The organism is Massilia sp. TWP1-3-3 (assembly GCF_049897805.1).
Classification (GTDB): domain Bacteria; phylum Pseudomonadota; class Gammaproteobacteria; order Burkholderiales; family Burkholderiaceae_D; genus Telluria_A.
This window is the reverse complement of the sequence record NZ_JAFCWX010000018.1, coordinates 1-14,561: the sequence shown is the minus strand read 5'-3', so window position 1 is coordinate 14,561 and position 14,561 is coordinate 1. Positions and strand designations below refer to the sequence as shown.

Here is a 14,561-nt window from a genome sequence, read left to right as displayed (position 1 = left end):
CAACACGCTGCATGTGCAGCAAAAGGAACACCATGCATCAACTCGACACGGCTGCAGGCGCTGAATTTCTCGCCTTTACCATGGGTCAGGAAGAATACGGACTCGACATCCTGAAAGTTCAGGAAATACGCGGCTACGAAGCGGTCACCACCCTGGCCAACGCGCCGGATTATTTTAAAGGCGTCGTCAATTTGCGCGGCGTGATCGTCCCGGTAATCGACATGCGCATCCGCTTTGGCCTAGGCACACCCACTTACGACGAATTTACCATTGTCATCGTGCTCAATATCGGCGGCAGCGTGATGGGCATAGTGGTTGACAGCGTCTCGGACGTGACCACGCTCGCCCCCGAGCAGATCCGCCCCGCCCCGCAACTGGGCAGCGCGATCGGCGCCGACTACCTGATCGGAATGGGCACGATCGACGGGCGCATGCTGATCCTGATTGACATCGACAAGCTGATGGGCAGTGACGACATTGGCCTGACGCGCAAGCTGGCTGCCTGATTTTTTGCCAAATTAATGCATCTATTCGAAGCTACAAAGGAAACGCTATGTTTAACAATATGACCGTACGAACCCGTCTGCTGTCCGGCTTTTTGCTGGTGGTACTTCTGGGGGCCGTCGTGGCCGTAATTGGCATTGCCAGCATGGCGAGAATGAATGCACAGGCCAGGCAGGCGTATTCGGACGACTTGCTGGGCATTTCGGCGAGCAAGGAAGCCAACATTAACTTGATTTACATGACGCGCGCCATGCGTAACATGCTGCTGACAAGCAGCGCCGAAGACAAAGCCAAGTACGCGCGCGTTGCCGATGAAGCACGCAAGACCATGCTGGAGCGGATCGCCGTCGCGCGCCCGCTGTTTCGCAGCGCCGAAGCAAAAACATTGTTCGTGGAGCTGGACAAGGGCCTGGCCGACTACGAGGCGGGACGCCAACAGGTGATCAAGCTGGCCGCCGGCGAGCGCCCGGAAGAGAAGGCGGCCGCAATAACGTACGCACTTGGCCCGTTGTCCAAAATAGTGAACTATGCCGACGACAAGCTGACCCAGATTGGCGTGACCAAGGAAAAAATCGCGGCCGAGTCGGCCGCGGCCTCCGACCAGGAGTACACCGACACGCGCACCCTGATGATCGTGCTGGTCCTGGTTAGCGTGGGCGCGAGCATCGGCCTTGGCCTGTGGATTACCAGGGTGCTGACGCGCCAGCTGGGCGGCGAGCCGGCGTATGCGGTCGAAGCGGCGGGCGCGATTGCCGCCGGCGAACTGTCAAACCCTATTCACACCGGCAACGGCGACCAGAGCAGCCTTCTGTTTGCGATGGAAGCGATGCGCAAATCGCTCGTCAAGATTGTCGGTGAGGTGCGTAGCGGCACCGACACCATCGCTACCGCCTCCAACCAGATCGCCGCCGGCAACCTGGACTTGTCCTCGCGCACCGAAGAACAGGCCAGCTCGCTGGAAGAAACTGCCTCTTCCATGGAAGAGCTGACCAGCACCGTCAAGCAAAATGCGGACAATGCGCGCCAGGCCAACCAACTGGCCGTGTCGGCCTCGGAAGTGGCGCTCAAGGGCGGCAGCGTGGTGGCCGAAGTGGTCGACACGATGGCCTCGATCAACGCATCGTCCAAGAAAATTGTGGACATCATCGGCGTGATCGATGGCATCGCGTTCCAGACCAACATCTTGGCGCTTAACGCGGCGGTGGAAGCGGCGCGCGCCGGCGAGCAGGGCCGCGGCTTTGCCGTTGTCGCCACCGAGGTGCGCAACCTGGCCCAGCGCTCGGCGGCGGCGGCCAAGGAAATCAAGACCTTGATCAACGATTCGGTCGACAAGGTCGACGCCGGCGGCAAGCTGGTCGACCAGGCCGGCGTGACGATGGCCGACATCGTGCAGTCGATCACCCGCGTAACCGACATCATGTCCGAGATCGCTTCGGCAAGCATGGAACAGACCATGGGCATCGAGCAGATCAATTCGGCCATTGCCCAGATGGATGAAGTAACCCAGCAAAATGCGGCGCTGGTGGAACAAGCCGCGGCCGCGGCCGGTTCATTGCAGGACCAGGCAGCCGCGCTGGCCGAGGTAGTGAGCGTCTTCAAGCTGGGCTACGACACGGCGGCGCCGGCCGCGCGCGCGCCTATGCGCAAGAGTCCGGCGGGGCGTCTCGTGGCCCGCCCTGCACCGGGCGCTGCACCGAACCCAACTAAGGCTGCGCTCGCGCCCGCCACGCCGGCCGCGCGCCGGCCCGCGCTGTCGAACAGCGCGGCAGAGGACTGGGAAGAGTTCTGATCGGCCTGGTTTGATTTCGACGCCCGGCCGCTTGCAACCCCCTTGGCCTGTTTTTTTGTGCGCTTCCGCACAGACTGGTATATCTCTCAGGAACTAGTCTCGGGCATCTGACAGTTTTTTAAGGGGCTTAAATTGAAACATCCATCGTTATGCATGATCGCCGCCTGCCTCGCCGGCGCAGCCCTGGCGCCTGCCCAGGCAGCCCCGGCCAAGACCACCGTTGCCAAGAGCGCGCCCGCCCCAACCGCACTCGCGCCAACCGTACTGAACGCGGAAACGGTCAACGCCGCCGGCAAGGGCGCGCCCACCGACGGCAAGCCGGACAGCGCAACAATCCTGCGCGCCCAAGTGCTGCTGGACCGCGCCCACTTCGCGTCGGGCGAGATCGATGGCGCCGCCGGTTCCAACCTGAAAATGGCACTCGTTGGCTTCCAGCGCAAAAATGCCATCAAGGAAACTGGCACGCTTGACGCGGCCACCTGGACCGCGCTCAATGCCGACCCGGCGCCGGCGCTGGCCACTTACACACTGGCCGATGTCGACGTCGCCGGTCCGTTCACCCCGATTCCCGAAGACATGGCCGCCAAAGCCAAGTTGCCCACGCTGGGCTATGCCAGCGCGCTCGAAGGCCTGGGCGAAAAATTCCACGCCAGCACCAAGCTGCTGCAAAAGCTGAACCCGGACAAGGACCTGACCAAGGTCGGCGAGCAAATCCTGGTCCCCAACGTGCTCGATACCGAACCGCTGCCCAAGGCGGGCAAGATTGTCGTCGACAAGTCGGACCGCACGCTCGCCCTGCTCGACGCGAGCGGAAAATTGATCGCCCAGTTCCCGTCCTCGTCCGGTACCGACAAAGACCCGCTGCCGATCGGCACCTGGAAAGTGAACGGCGTGTCGAAAAATCCAAAATTTCACTACAACCCGAAACTGTTCTGGGATGCGGACGCCGGCGAAAAGAAAGCGACCATTCCATCCGGCCCGAACAACCCGGTCGGCGTGGCCTGGATCGACCTGTCCAAGCCGCACTACGGCATCCACGGCACCCCGGTGCCCGGCTCGATCGGCAAGACCCAGTCGCACGGCTGCATTCGCCTGACCAACTGGGATGTGCAAACGGTGACGGCGTCGGTCGGTCCCGGCACCGAAGTGCTGTTGCAAGAATAATTGCTATTTGAAATTTACTGCGTAAAACGAGAGAAGGAACACTTCCATGAAATGGTTATTGACGTTTTTGGCCGGCTTGCTGTTGGGCGCGGGCGGTTTATTTGTTTATCTGCGCCAGGTGGGCCACGTGGACGCCCAGCCGGTCGTGGCCGTGGCGCCCTGCCCGGCCGTGGTCAGCGCTCCGCTTGTCCCCGGCGCCGTCATTGCGCCGGGCAGCCTGCCGCCGGCCCCGATCGTGCCGACCGACTTGAGCGAAGCGGACTTGCCGCTGCGCCCCGTGCAAACGGCTGCCGAAGCGGCCTTGACAGCATCGGCTGCGAGCTCGGCAGCAGCGAGCGCCAACAAGCTGCTCATTCCGGTGGACGGCATGAAACTGGCGCAGCTGTCGGATAATTTCGACCAGCCGCGCGGTACCGAACGCCACCATGAAGCGCTGGACATCATGGCACCCAAAGGCACCAAGGTACTGGCGGTGGCCGATGGCAAGGTGACCAAGCTGTTCGAAAGCAAGGCCGGCGGCCTGACGGTGTATCAGTTCGACGCGACCGACAAGCTCGCTTACTACTACGCCCACCTCGACAAGTATGCCGAAGGCTTGAAGGAAGGCGCGCCGATCAAGCGTGGCGAGCTGATTGGCTACGTCGGCGTGACCGGCAATTCCGCCGCCAACGCACCGCACCTGCACTTCGCCGTCTTCGAGCTCACGCCCGAAAAGCAATGGTGGAAAGGCACGCCATTAAATCCCTACCCCATGATGGCTGACTAAGACCTGGCGGCCACAAAAAAATCACCGCCTCACCCGGGGTCAGATACCCATTACGACACGAGCCCATCAGCGAAAGCGGATGGGCTCGTGTCGTAATGGGTATCTGACCCCGGGGTGGATTTTTAGCAATTATTCATCCACGTCGGCGCCCACGTTGATGGCGGCGTAGGCGCGCTGGACGGCGAGCGCTTCCTTGCTGCTCATGCCGTACAGTTCCTGGGCCGAGGCGATCATCTTGGCGCGCGCGTCCTTGTAGTTGGTGACCGCCGTGAACTTGGTGGTGGCGGCCTTGAACCAGATCTTGTACGCCTTGTCGGTGCCGATCCCGCTCATCGCCGTCGGCTTCTTGACCAGGTATTTGCTGTAGTAATCGCTCTCTTTCTCGGCCTTCGATCCTTGCGCCAAAAAGTAAAACATGCGGTTGTTCGGCCCGCTGCTGTAGTGCACGTCGAGCCGCTTGAGCGAACTGGTCCAGGCGTCCGGACTACTGCCATCCTTGCCCGGCTTGTACATCCAGCGCAGCGGCGTCCCATTCTTGCTGATTTCCTTGCCCATCACCCAGTCATTGCCCACGTCCGGAATCTGGTCGCCGCTGCCGCCCGCGCGCGCGTAGGCTTCGACCACTTCGCCCGAAATGTCCGAACTCGATTCGTTCAGCCCGCCCGACTCGCCGAAATACAACAGGTTCGAGGTGGCCGCCGTCACGCCATGTCCCATTTCGTGCCCCACCACGTCGATCGAGCCCAGGCTGGTGAACGAGGAACCGTCGCCGATGAACATGCACTTGCAGGTGTCGCTGTAGTAGGCATTGTCGTAAGCGGTGTTGACGTGCGCGGCGATGTAGCTGGCCGTGTTTTGCCCGTCCAGCGAATGCCAGCCAAGCACGTTTTTCAGCATGTCATAGGTATTCATCAACCCCCACATGGCGTTCACTGCCGCGGTCTGGCCGTTGGCGTCGGTGGTGCTGCCGCCCGCTTTGTACTGCAAGCCGTCGCCCCAGTCGTTGCTGGTGTGGATAAAAATCTCGCCGGCATCGGTGCCGTGATCGGCGTTGGTAATGGCCATCGCGCCAAACTGGCCGCCGGTGCCGCGCAGCGGGTCGAGCATCTTGAAATTTTTTCCGTCCGGCGTCGTGCTCAGCGGGACTACGCCGTTGTACTGGCTCTTGCCGCTGCCAATGGCGGTTTGCAGCATGCTCCACTGGTCGATAATGCGCCCGGTGCTGGCGCTGACGATGGTGTCGTGGTACAGCGGCTGCCGGTTCAGGCGCATGCGGGTGCGCACGTGATAGGCCAGTTCATGCGACTCGACAACGTCGGCCACGTCCAGCGCATTCAATTCTTCTTCCGGCTTGTTGACGGCGGAAGGCAGGCGCTCGGTCTTGACGATCGGGTAAATGATCAGCTCGGCGCGCGGTGGCGCGACCGCCACCCCGCCGGCAGCGACCGACTTGACCGCCGTCTCGATCGCTTGCTGGGGCGTGATCGATGGCTTGACGTGAAACGCGGGCGGCGTGCCTGATCCGGCAGGTTTGGGACCCGGCGCCTTGCCCAGCCCCTGGCGCCGTTCGGCCACCGACTCCGACAAGATCTTGCCGCTGCTGTCGCTCACGACGACCGACTCGGAACCGAACACGCGCACGCCCTTGTAGGTGTGATCGGCGCGCACCACCTGGGTGCCGCTGGGACCGGGGTGCTGGCTGGCGACGGCGAACTGGTGGTCGCCGTCCAGGCCGCGCTGCGCGCGCCGCGCGCCCAGTTCGCCGATCAGGGTCGACAGGGCTTGCGGCGACTGCACCGCCGGGCCGTTCATCAGGGGCACGGCGGCGTTGGCCGAGGCCAGCGCCAGCAAAGGTAGTGCCCCCAGTAAAGCGGCCAGCGAAGTTTTGCGGATCTTCATCTCGTTCTCTCCAATAAGAAAATGTCATCGCTACAAACGGACTGAGCAATGTCAATATTGGGGGAGATGCAGCCGGGGTTTTTGCAGCAACGCAAAGACTTGCCGATCCTGATTATCGGCTTGTCATCGTCCTGGCGTTCGAGATTGAAAACTTCGCGCTGGATCAAGTGGCCGGCAAATAAGGGGAACTTTTCAAGCTTTGCGGATGCCTGGCGCGCGCTTGTAAAACCCTTCCAGTTCGCGCTGCACCAGCGCCTGGCCCTGGTCGATGACAAAATCCTGGAATGCCGCCGCCACTTTGGGGATCGGGTGGCCGGCCAGGTGCATCACGTGCCAGTCCGCTTCCACGGGATTGCCCGCCATCGGCAGCAGGCCGATCAGGCCCGCCTGGAACTCCAGTGCGCACGCGTGCACCGACAAAAAGCCCAGCCCCAGCCCGGCCGACACCATGCGCTTGATCGCCTCGTTGGACGAGACTTCGGAGCCGAAATTAAGCGGATGGCCGCCCTCCTTGAACAGTTTTTCCACCGCCGTGCGGGTGCCCGAGCCGCGCTCGCGCACCAGCAGGTTGGCGCCCGAGACGTCGGCCAGCGTCACTTTTTTCTTGCGCATCAGGGGATGGGCGGGGCTGGCGACAAAGCCCATCGGATGGCGTGCGAAGCGGGCCGCGTTGGTGCGAAACTCGCGCGGCGGCGTGCCCATGATGGCCAGGTCGATTTCCTGGCGCGCCAGCATGTTGACGATCTCGACCCGGTTCCCCACCTGCAGCTTGAGGCGCACGTCGGGACGCGCCATCGTAAACGGCACCAGCAGCGGCGGCAGCAAGTGTTCGGCCGTGGTCACCACGCCAATGCGCAGCGTGCCGCTGCTGATGCCATTGAGCGCGGCCAGCTCGTCGCCGGCCTGCTCCCACAGGTGCAGGATGCGCTCTGAAAACGCGGCCATCACTTCGCCGGCGGCGGTCAGCTGGATGCTGCGCCCGACCTTGCGCGTGAGCGCGGTGCCGGCGATGTCTTCCAAGGTGCGCAGCTGCAGCGACACCGCCGGCTGGGTCACGTGCAGCGCCTCGGCCGCCTTGGACACGCTCTCCAGGCGGGCCACGAGAACGAGCGACTGGAGCTGGCGGAAGCTGGCGTGATACATAAGGTTTTCCTTATTGATTATTAAAAAAGTCTGATTTTTCTTTTAACAAGATACGATTTATATTAACAGTCATTGGAGGAACACATATGCAAACGATCGTCATTGTCGGTGGTGGGGCCGGTGGGCTGGAACTGGCGACGCGCCTTGGAGACAGCATGGGCAAGGCCGGCACGGCGCGCATTGTGCTGGTGGACCGCTGGCCGGCCCACTTCTGGAAGCCGCTGCTGCATACGGTTGCCTCGGGCAAGCGCGACGCCCAGGCCGCGCAGATCGACTACGCGGCGCAGGCCTGCGAGCATGGCTTTGATTTTCACCGCGGCGAAGTGCTCGGCGTGGACCGCGCCGCGCGCCGCATCGCGCTGGCCCCGTGGCTGACCGATGACGGCGTCGAAGTGCTGCCGGCCCGCTCGCTCGGCTACGACAAGCTGGTGCTCGCACTGGGATCGGTCACCAATTTCTTCGGCGTGCCGGGTGCCTGCGAGCATGTGCTCACGCTGGACGACGTGCCGCAGGCAGAAGCGTTCCACCAGCGCTTCATCGACGGCTGCATTCAGGCCAGCGCCCGCAACGCGGCCGGGGCCGGGCTCGACGCCAGCCTGGACGCCAGCCTTGACACCGGCATTTACCCCGGCCTTGACGCCGGTCTCGACATCGTCATCGTCGGCGGCGGCGCCACGGGCGTGGAACTGGCCGCCGAACTCAGTCACAGCGCGCGCACGCTGGCGCGCTACAAGGTGCATGCGCTCGACCCGGTCCGCAATGTCCGCATCCGCATCCTCGAACGCGGCCCGCTGCTGCTGCCGCACTTGCATCCGCGCCTGTCCAAGCGCGCCGCGCGCCATTTGCGCTCGCTGGGAATTACCGTGTGCGTGGACACAACCGTAGAGCGGGTGGAGGCGCATGCCGTCGTCGACAACGAAGCGCGCGTGTTCCCCTCCTCGATCACACTGTGGGCCGCGGGCGTGGAAGCGCCGGCCATGTGCGCCACGCTGGGGCTGTCCGTCAACCGCCTGCGCCAGATCGCAGTGGGGCCGTCGCTGCAGTCGATGGACGACGCGGCCATCTATGCCATCGGCGACTGCGCCAGCTTTGTCTGTCCGGTCAAGGGGACGGTGCCGCCGCGCGCGCAGGCGGCGCATCAGCAGGCGATGTTCTTGGCACAAACCTTGGCACAAACACTGGCGCACGGTGCTTCAACGGCGGCGTTTGCGTATCGGGACTATGGTTCACTGGTGTCGCTCGGGCCGCTCGCCGCGGTCGGGGTGCTGGCCGGGACCGTGGGCGGGCGCAAGTTCCAGGTCGGCGGGCTGCTGGCGCGCTGGCTGTATTCGCTGATGTACAGGAAGCACCTGATGGCGTTGCACGGCTTTGCCAGGATGGCGGCGCGCACGGTGGCGGACTGGATTGGCGAGAAGATTTCGCCGTCGGTCAGGCTGCACTAGCCCGCCATCTGCTTCCGGTTACTGCTCCGCGTTCAGCAGCGCGGCAGCCCAGCTGCGCGCCTCGTCGAGCGTATAAAACACGGCCAGCGGCAGCACTCCCTCGTAGGCTTTGAAGAAGCTCGACTCCACGAAATCGCGCCCTTCAACGGTCTTGTCGGCCACGATCGCATGCGCCACGCAACCCAGCGTGCGCGCCGCATGCTCCGCGCAGCGCCGCAGCACCAGCAGCGCCTCGGGCGTGGACAGCATCGAACCATGGATGACGGCGACCCCGACATGCGGACCCACGCCCATCGCCACGGGCTGCACCGCAAGCGCCCACGCTTGGACCAGTTCCTTGTTCCAAGGCCCGGTCACGTCTGAAATAATCAGGCGGCCGTCAACCCGGGTCAGGAAGGTGCCGTGGGGGCGAAAGGCATGGGTGGGAGTTCTCTTGTGCAGCATGCGCAAAGTATACACCAGCAGGCATGCCCGACCAGTGCTTCAGCGCCGCAGTGGCCGGCGCGCGCGCGCGCCGCGGGCCGCGTGCACGCCGTCGAGCCAGTCGCGCCCGCCGCCGGCCAGCGCCGCGTCGATCACTTCCTGCGGCAGCGAAAACACGCTCGCCCAGGCCGCACGCCCGTCTGCCGTATTGGTCGGAAAGTCGTGCCGCTCGATCGGCCAGCCGTATTTCCGCATCAAGGCCCGCACTACCGTATGCAAGGTGACTTTGCGGTTCTCGAAAATGCTTTCCATGCCCGCCATGTCGTCCGACGCCAGCAGCACCGCCAGCACCTGGGCCCGCATGGTGGCCGGGCCGGTGGGAAAGCGGCCCACCTTCTGTTCATTTTTCTGGTTCATCGCCGCTAGCATACCAGCGACAGCGCAACTAGCAGCGCCAGCGGGAACTTTCTTGAAATTGCACTGTCTATGATTGCATGCTTCCTATCGCTTCTGAACAATACGATGTGGCCGCCATCATGGGCGGGCTGTACGGCGACGGCATCATCGCCTGCCAGGGCGCCTTTTCACGGGCATTTATCGACCAACTGGGCGACGAGATCGCGGTGCTGTTCGCCGAAGCGCGCAGCCGCCCCGGCGGCGCACTTGAACGCGGTCCCAACCGCTACTACGTCGAGATTCATCCCGAACGCCTGTCCGGCTTTGCCGCCATTGCCGCCCACCCGTGGGTGCACGCCGTCTGCAGCGCCGTGCTGGGGCCGCACTACCAGATTGTTGAAGCAGGCTTCGACATCCCCGGCCCGGGCGCTATGCGCCAGCCGTGGCACCGCGACTTTTCGACCCCGCCCGAAACGTTGATCGGGCGGCGCCTCAATTCACTCGCCTTCAACATCACGACCGTCGACGTGCAAGACGATATGGGTCCGCTCGAAATCGCGCCCGGCACCCAATGGGATGACTGGCCGGGCGACCCAATGTTCCCCCCGCTTGCCGCGTGGGAGCGCTACGAGCAGCGGCGCGTGCGCAAGCGTCCGCAGATGGGCGACATCTCGGCCCGCTCGGCCCTGACGATTCACCGCGGCACGGCCAATGTCTCGCAGCAGGCGCGCCCGGCGTATGTGCTGGGCGTGGACGGGCCTGACGGGCGCAACGCCGAACGCCACGACCTGCAGCTCACGCGCGCTTACAACGACAAATTGCCCGCCGCGCTGCGCGATCATCTGCACTGCCGCATAGTCGACACCCTGCAGCCACTGGTGCAGGCGCACACGATACAAGGCCTGTTGATGGGAGCGAAAGGCTGATGCATGCTATATTTTTCCCGAAGGAGACAGCCCATGGATGATCACCACCACCTCCCCCGTCCCGATTACAAGTCGGCCAAGCGAGTCGAGCAGGCGCTCAATGTGCAGGCCGTGCTCGACACCCACGCGGCCGCCTTGTACCTGCGCTCGCGCGGGATCGACTTTGCGGTGGCGCTGCGCGTACTGACGCGCCCTGCCCGCCGGCGCGCCAGCAATTGACCTTTCAAGCACGTCTCCCGGCTGCGTTCGCGGCCGTTTTATTTCCGCTTAGCCAACTAAAACCTGTCACGTAGGAATTAGACGACACGTTTATTTTCTTGTGCCCTACATTCCCGCGTCGGTTGGTCCGATGACTGCGGCTGCTCAACCATATAAAGTTCTACCCAGATGAAGCGCGCAGCAACGATTGCAGCGCACGACGCAGCCATACACTTAAAGAGGCCACCCATGTACCAGCCGCAATCGATCCGCCCTTCCGTCAACGTTCCTGCCGCAGCCGTGCGCGACATTGTCCTTGGCGCGCGCAGCGAACTGGCGTGCGCCCCGGTCAGCCTCACCGGCGCGCAGCAGAACGAATTGCTCAGGGCACTGGGCCGGGTCGATCTTGAGCGCCTGTTCCCTAACCTGGAGCTGGTGCCGCTGAAAAAAGGCGACTACTTGTACGAATTTGGCAGCAAATTCGACTACGCCTACTTCCCGACCAATGCGATCGTCGCGCTGCATTACGTGATGGAAGACGGCGCCACGACCGAAATCGCCGTGGTTGGCCGCGAAGGCGTGGTCGGGGTGGCGATGTATGCCAATGAACGGGCGAGCTGCTCGGCCGTGGTGCAGGCTGCGGGTTACGGCTACCGTCTGCGCACCGATGCGCTGCGCAACCTGTTCAACGAAGGCGGGCCGTTTGCCCAGCTGATGATGCGCTATACCTTCGCGATGTTCGTGCAGCTGGCGCAAAATGTGGTGGGCACGCGCCATTCGACGCTTGAACAAAAGCTGTGCCGCTGGTTGCTCGAACGGCTGGACCGCTCGCTGTCGAGCGAACTGAAGGTTACGCAGGAAACCATGGCGACCATGCTCGGCGTGCGGCGCGAAAGCATCACGCTCGCTGCCGGCAAACTGCAGGCGGAAGGCTTGATCCAGTATCGGCGCGGGACGGTTGCCATTCTTGACCGTGCGGGTCTGGAAGTGTGCGCCGGTGCTTGCTACAAGGCGAGCCGGGTGGGGTTTGATCTGATGCGCAGCCACCAGTAAGATCGGGGCGATTGCGCAGCAGCACAGTCAGTCGACGTGCCAGTGGCCGCGCCCCATACCGGAGGTTCTGCAACCTACAGTCGCCCACGTACAAACGTTTACATGCTCAGCAATGTCCACCGAACTCATGTCACCGTTCGCCCCCTAACACTCATCGATGGCAACTTCGGTGCTGGTGTCGAGCATCGTTCCATCGCCATAGTTCTCAATCACCGGATCTAAGTTTTCGGGCGCATGAAGAATCGTTGGGCCCCTTGAGCACGCTTGCCGCGTCAGGTACTGCGTCAAGCCCTCGGCCTGAACTTCTGGAGGGATCGCTGCCTGCATTTCCCCCAGCAATTCAACAGCCGCAGTCACGATCCATCCTACCGAGCGAAATTTCGGGCTGACGATCTGAATATTCTGCGAGTCGGTCTGGTCGAAGAAACCGTGTTGCAATTTGTGTCGCACATAGGAAAGCGTAGTAATACCACCTATGATGCGTCTCTCCAAATATGCCTGGCTTTTATCGTCATCGTAGCGAACGACCTTGTCCGGAAACTCGTATCCCTCGGCTTCCAGCAGCGTCTCGGTGATAATGCTTGGCAGTAGCGGTCGCCCATCTTCGTGGCCGACTTCGAATAGCAAGATTTTCTTGAGTTTCTTGATCTCTTTCTGCAACTCCGTATCGGATTTTTGAATGGCGATCTTCGCAAGATAGTCCCGAATAAAGCGATTGGACGCCTCCATGATTTCATCCCTGCTCTTGTCCGGATGTGCTTGCAAAAATCTGTCATCCATATCGAGCATCTTCCATGCGTGGTTCAGGTCATGGATGAGAAATTCAAGCGGAGATTGCCAGAACTCATCCACATACACGGGCTCGGTCGACAATCCGACGAAATAGATAGCGGTGCCCCGAACCTTCAAGAAGTCCGTCGCAGAGACGTTATCGAACGTCGGAATGATGATTGCTTCCGGGATTCGGCTCATCAGGCTTTCGTAGCGGTACCAGTAATTCTTCTGAAAGTGCGTGCTCAGATTTTTTCTGGTACGCCATACCACGTCAAAGAAGCCTACAGCTTCAAATAAGACGCGCAAGGTCGGAGCATACGGACACATCGGTCCATTCTCGATCGTGACGTGATGAAGCTTGTGCAGCACCTGGTCTCGCATGATCAATAATGCCGCATTGCCGCGGCAGGTTTCATCGACCGTTGGGGAAATCATCTGGCTGCGGACATAGTCGACGACCGGCAATAACTCTATGATCGGCGTGTCCGCCCTGTCATTATTCTGGCTGAACCGCGCCCTGATACCACGGTAAACGTCCAACGGATTAGTTACCGTTTTCCGGATCCATTCATGATGGGAAACGCCTTCGGTCTTCGTGAAATTCTTTGCGAGGAGCGCGGCAACAATTTGCTTGTGATGTCCAAAAGCGAATGTGCCGTTTTTCGTGTTAGGTGTGGTAACCAAGCTCTCAGCGATCCATCGGCCCTGAACCCCGTCCGTATCCGGGATCTCGACGAGTAGGCCGATTGTGTCGACGATATGGCGCGGGTCCGACGGGGCGGTAATGTCCTTGAGGTGATCGCGGAATCCGTGCGATATGGTCCGGTCCATATAAACTCGGGCTTCTTTGCCAGCATCGGTCGCAGAAAAATAGTACTTTCGTCCGTTGCGTTCCGCGGTTCCATAATGGATGGCGGTAGCTCGCAGCACCTTGGATGCGGTAATCCTTAACGCAGCAAAAATGTTGCCGGGGATTCCAGTGTCGTTCAGCTCGTCTTCGTCCCGGAGCAACCCGCCTGGCAGTGCCATGCCTGTGGGAAAAAAGGCCCGGTCAAGGATCAGAAATTCCTTTCCGCTCGGCCCTTCGCGCATTACAAGGACGTCGACAGTTCTGCGAACTAGCGTGCCCTGTTCAATTCGGTCCTTCGCTCGCGTCTTGAGCTCTTGATCGGATAGCAGTGCGGCGATCACTTTGGATCGGGGCTCGATGCTCAGATATCTGGCGATGTCAACTTCGATGCAATTCTTGCGAATCGGGTCACGCAGGCGATGAAACCAGTAGATCATATACATCAGCGACTCGGCATATAGCGTTGCCGGAAAACTTTGCGTATCGAGAGTCACCCGATACCGGCCGAGTATGCCGAGAACGATTTCAGTCAAGACGTCGGAACGTTCAGGCGGATAAGAAGGCGGCGGAGTTGCTCCCGAAACTTTTCCAATATCCTGCAAGCCAAATCGCGGCGGGAGCTCGTCAAATGCCATCCAATCTTCCTTAATATTTTCGTCGCGTCGAAATTCTTTACAAAGCTCGGCAGGCACACTGAACAAGTATTCATGTTCAGTCCTCGCCAGCGCTGATGCAGCCATTTACCCTTCCATTGACCAAAGGAAAAGCAAACTTTAGTTTACAGTCATCCGGCGCACTGCCTTTGATCGTCTGCTTTTGGCCGACAACCACCGATTGTACCCGACGGCTGCAGTGCGGTCCGATCTCGGCCGCTGCCGCCCCCTTGCGGTCACTCCGCAAAACGCGCACAGCGCGAGTACGCGATCGGACGCAGGGTATTGCAGTGATAAAGAACGTATATTTTCAACAAGCAAAATAGGTGACTGTTCAGCGCCTATGCAGTGGGCTGGATAGGATTACCGGCGAAGGCGCGTTGCAGCACCTCCAGCATGCCGTGGCCCTGCTTTCGCAGCGTATCGAGGCAGGAGCGAATGACGCAGAAATTTTCAGCGCCTTCGACGGTGCGGAAGCAGCCTGAAATCTTTTGCTTCACCTTGGGCATGCGCACGGCGCGTTCAGCCACGTTGTTGGTGAACGGGACGGCGAGATCGCGAATGAACAGCAGGATGGCATC

Annotated in this window: 14 protein-coding genes; 8 read left to right on the top strand and 6 right to left on the bottom strand. The window is 61.5% G+C overall.

The genetic code is table 11. From position 1 onward, the window contains the following. Nucleotides 1-32: 32 nt before the first annotated feature. The 4 genes from ACP7D4_RS17520 to ACP7D4_RS17505 all read left to right on the top strand — a co-directional run bounded on the left by ACP7D4_RS17520 (nt 33) and on the right by ACP7D4_RS17505 (nt 4,223). Nucleotides 33-506, top strand: a complete 474-nt coding sequence (locus ACP7D4_RS17520; RefSeq protein WP_426107882.1) for a chemotaxis protein CheW — start codon at nt 33-35, stop codon at nt 504-506. A gap of 59 nt (nt 507-565) precedes the next feature. After that, entirely contained in the window at nt 566-2,293 is a 1,728-nt protein-coding gene (locus tag ACP7D4_RS17515; RefSeq protein ID WP_426210388.1) for a methyl-accepting chemotaxis protein, read from the top strand. Nucleotides 2,294-2,425: 132 nt separating this feature from the next. After that, complete coding sequence (locus tag ACP7D4_RS17510) at nt 2,426-3,457, top strand: L,D-transpeptidase family protein (protein WP_426210387.1); 1,032 nt, start codon at nt 2,426-2,428, stop codon at nt 3,455-3,457. Between the two features lie 46 nt (nt 3,458-3,503). Next, nucleotides 3,504-4,223 carry a M23 family metallopeptidase gene (locus ACP7D4_RS17505; RefSeq protein WP_426107879.1) on the top strand — a complete coding sequence of 240 codons (720 nt, stop codon included), beginning with the start codon at nt 3,504-3,506 and terminating at the stop codon, nt 4,221-4,223. Nucleotides 4,224-4,352: 129 nt separating this feature from the next. On the opposite strand, the gene ACP7D4_RS17500 is transcribed toward ACP7D4_RS17505, so the two are convergent. Together ACP7D4_RS17500 and ACP7D4_RS17495 are read right to left on the bottom strand one after the other, a co-directional pair. Continuing rightward, nucleotides 4,353-6,122, bottom strand: a complete 1,770-nt coding sequence (locus ACP7D4_RS17500; RefSeq protein ID WP_426107878.1) for a M4 family metallopeptidase — start codon at nt 6,120-6,122, stop codon at nt 4,353-4,355. 192 nt (nt 6,123-6,314) lie between these two features. Next, nucleotides 6,315-7,265, bottom strand: coding sequence for a LysR family transcriptional regulator (locus ACP7D4_RS17495; RefSeq protein WP_426107877.1), 951 nt, complete (start codon nt 7,263-7,265; stop codon nt 6,315-6,317). Nucleotides 7,266-7,351: 86 nt separating this feature from the next. On the opposite strand from ACP7D4_RS17495, the gene ACP7D4_RS17490 reads away from it, so the two are divergent. Further along, nucleotides 7,352-8,707, top strand: coding sequence for an NAD(P)/FAD-dependent oxidoreductase (locus ACP7D4_RS17490; protein WP_426210385.1), 1,356 nt, complete (start codon nt 7,352-7,354; stop codon nt 8,705-8,707). An 18-nt stretch (nt 8,708-8,725) separates the two neighbouring features. Here the strand turns inward: ACP7D4_RS17490 and ACP7D4_RS17485 are convergent, their stop codons facing one another. After that, nucleotides 8,726-9,151 carry a hypothetical protein gene (locus ACP7D4_RS17485; protein ID WP_426210383.1) on the bottom strand — a complete coding sequence of 142 codons (426 nt, stop codon included), beginning with the start codon at nt 9,149-9,151 and terminating at the stop codon, nt 8,726-8,728. Between the two features lie 39 nt (nt 9,152-9,190). Further along, nucleotides 9,191-9,547 carry a hypothetical protein gene (locus ACP7D4_RS17480; protein ID WP_426107874.1) on the bottom strand — a complete coding sequence of 119 codons (357 nt, stop codon included), beginning with the start codon at nt 9,545-9,547 and terminating at the stop codon, nt 9,191-9,193. 77 nt (nt 9,548-9,624) lie between these two features. On the opposite strand from ACP7D4_RS17480, the gene ACP7D4_RS17475 reads away from it, so the two are divergent. The 3 genes from ACP7D4_RS17475 (at nt 9,625) to ACP7D4_RS17465 (ending at nt 11,703) form a co-directional block, all read left to right on the top strand. Then, nucleotides 9,625-10,452 carry a phytanoyl-CoA dioxygenase family protein gene (locus tag ACP7D4_RS17475; protein ID WP_426210381.1) on the top strand — a complete coding sequence of 276 codons (828 nt, stop codon included), beginning with the start codon at nt 9,625-9,627 and terminating at the stop codon, nt 10,450-10,452. 33 nt (nt 10,453-10,485) lie between these two features. Then, nucleotides 10,486-10,671, top strand: coding sequence for a hypothetical protein (locus ACP7D4_RS17470; protein WP_426107872.1), 186 nt, complete (start codon nt 10,486-10,488; stop codon nt 10,669-10,671). A gap of 228 nt (nt 10,672-10,899) precedes the next feature. Next, complete coding sequence (locus tag ACP7D4_RS17465) at nt 10,900-11,703, top strand: Crp/Fnr family transcriptional regulator (RefSeq protein ID WP_426210380.1); 804 nt, start codon at nt 10,900-10,902, stop codon at nt 11,701-11,703. Between the two features lie 144 nt (nt 11,704-11,847). Here ACP7D4_RS17465 and ACP7D4_RS17460 read toward each other — a convergent pair whose 3' ends face one another. Further along, entirely contained in the window at nt 11,848-14,067 is a 2,220-nt protein-coding gene (locus tag ACP7D4_RS17460) for a hypothetical protein (RefSeq protein WP_426107870.1), read from the bottom strand. Nucleotides 14,068-14,321: 254 nt separating this feature from the next. After that, a partial coding sequence (locus ACP7D4_RS17455) for an IS66 family transposase (protein ID WP_426210378.1) occupies nt 14,322-14,561 on the bottom strand: 240 nt, incomplete at its 5' end.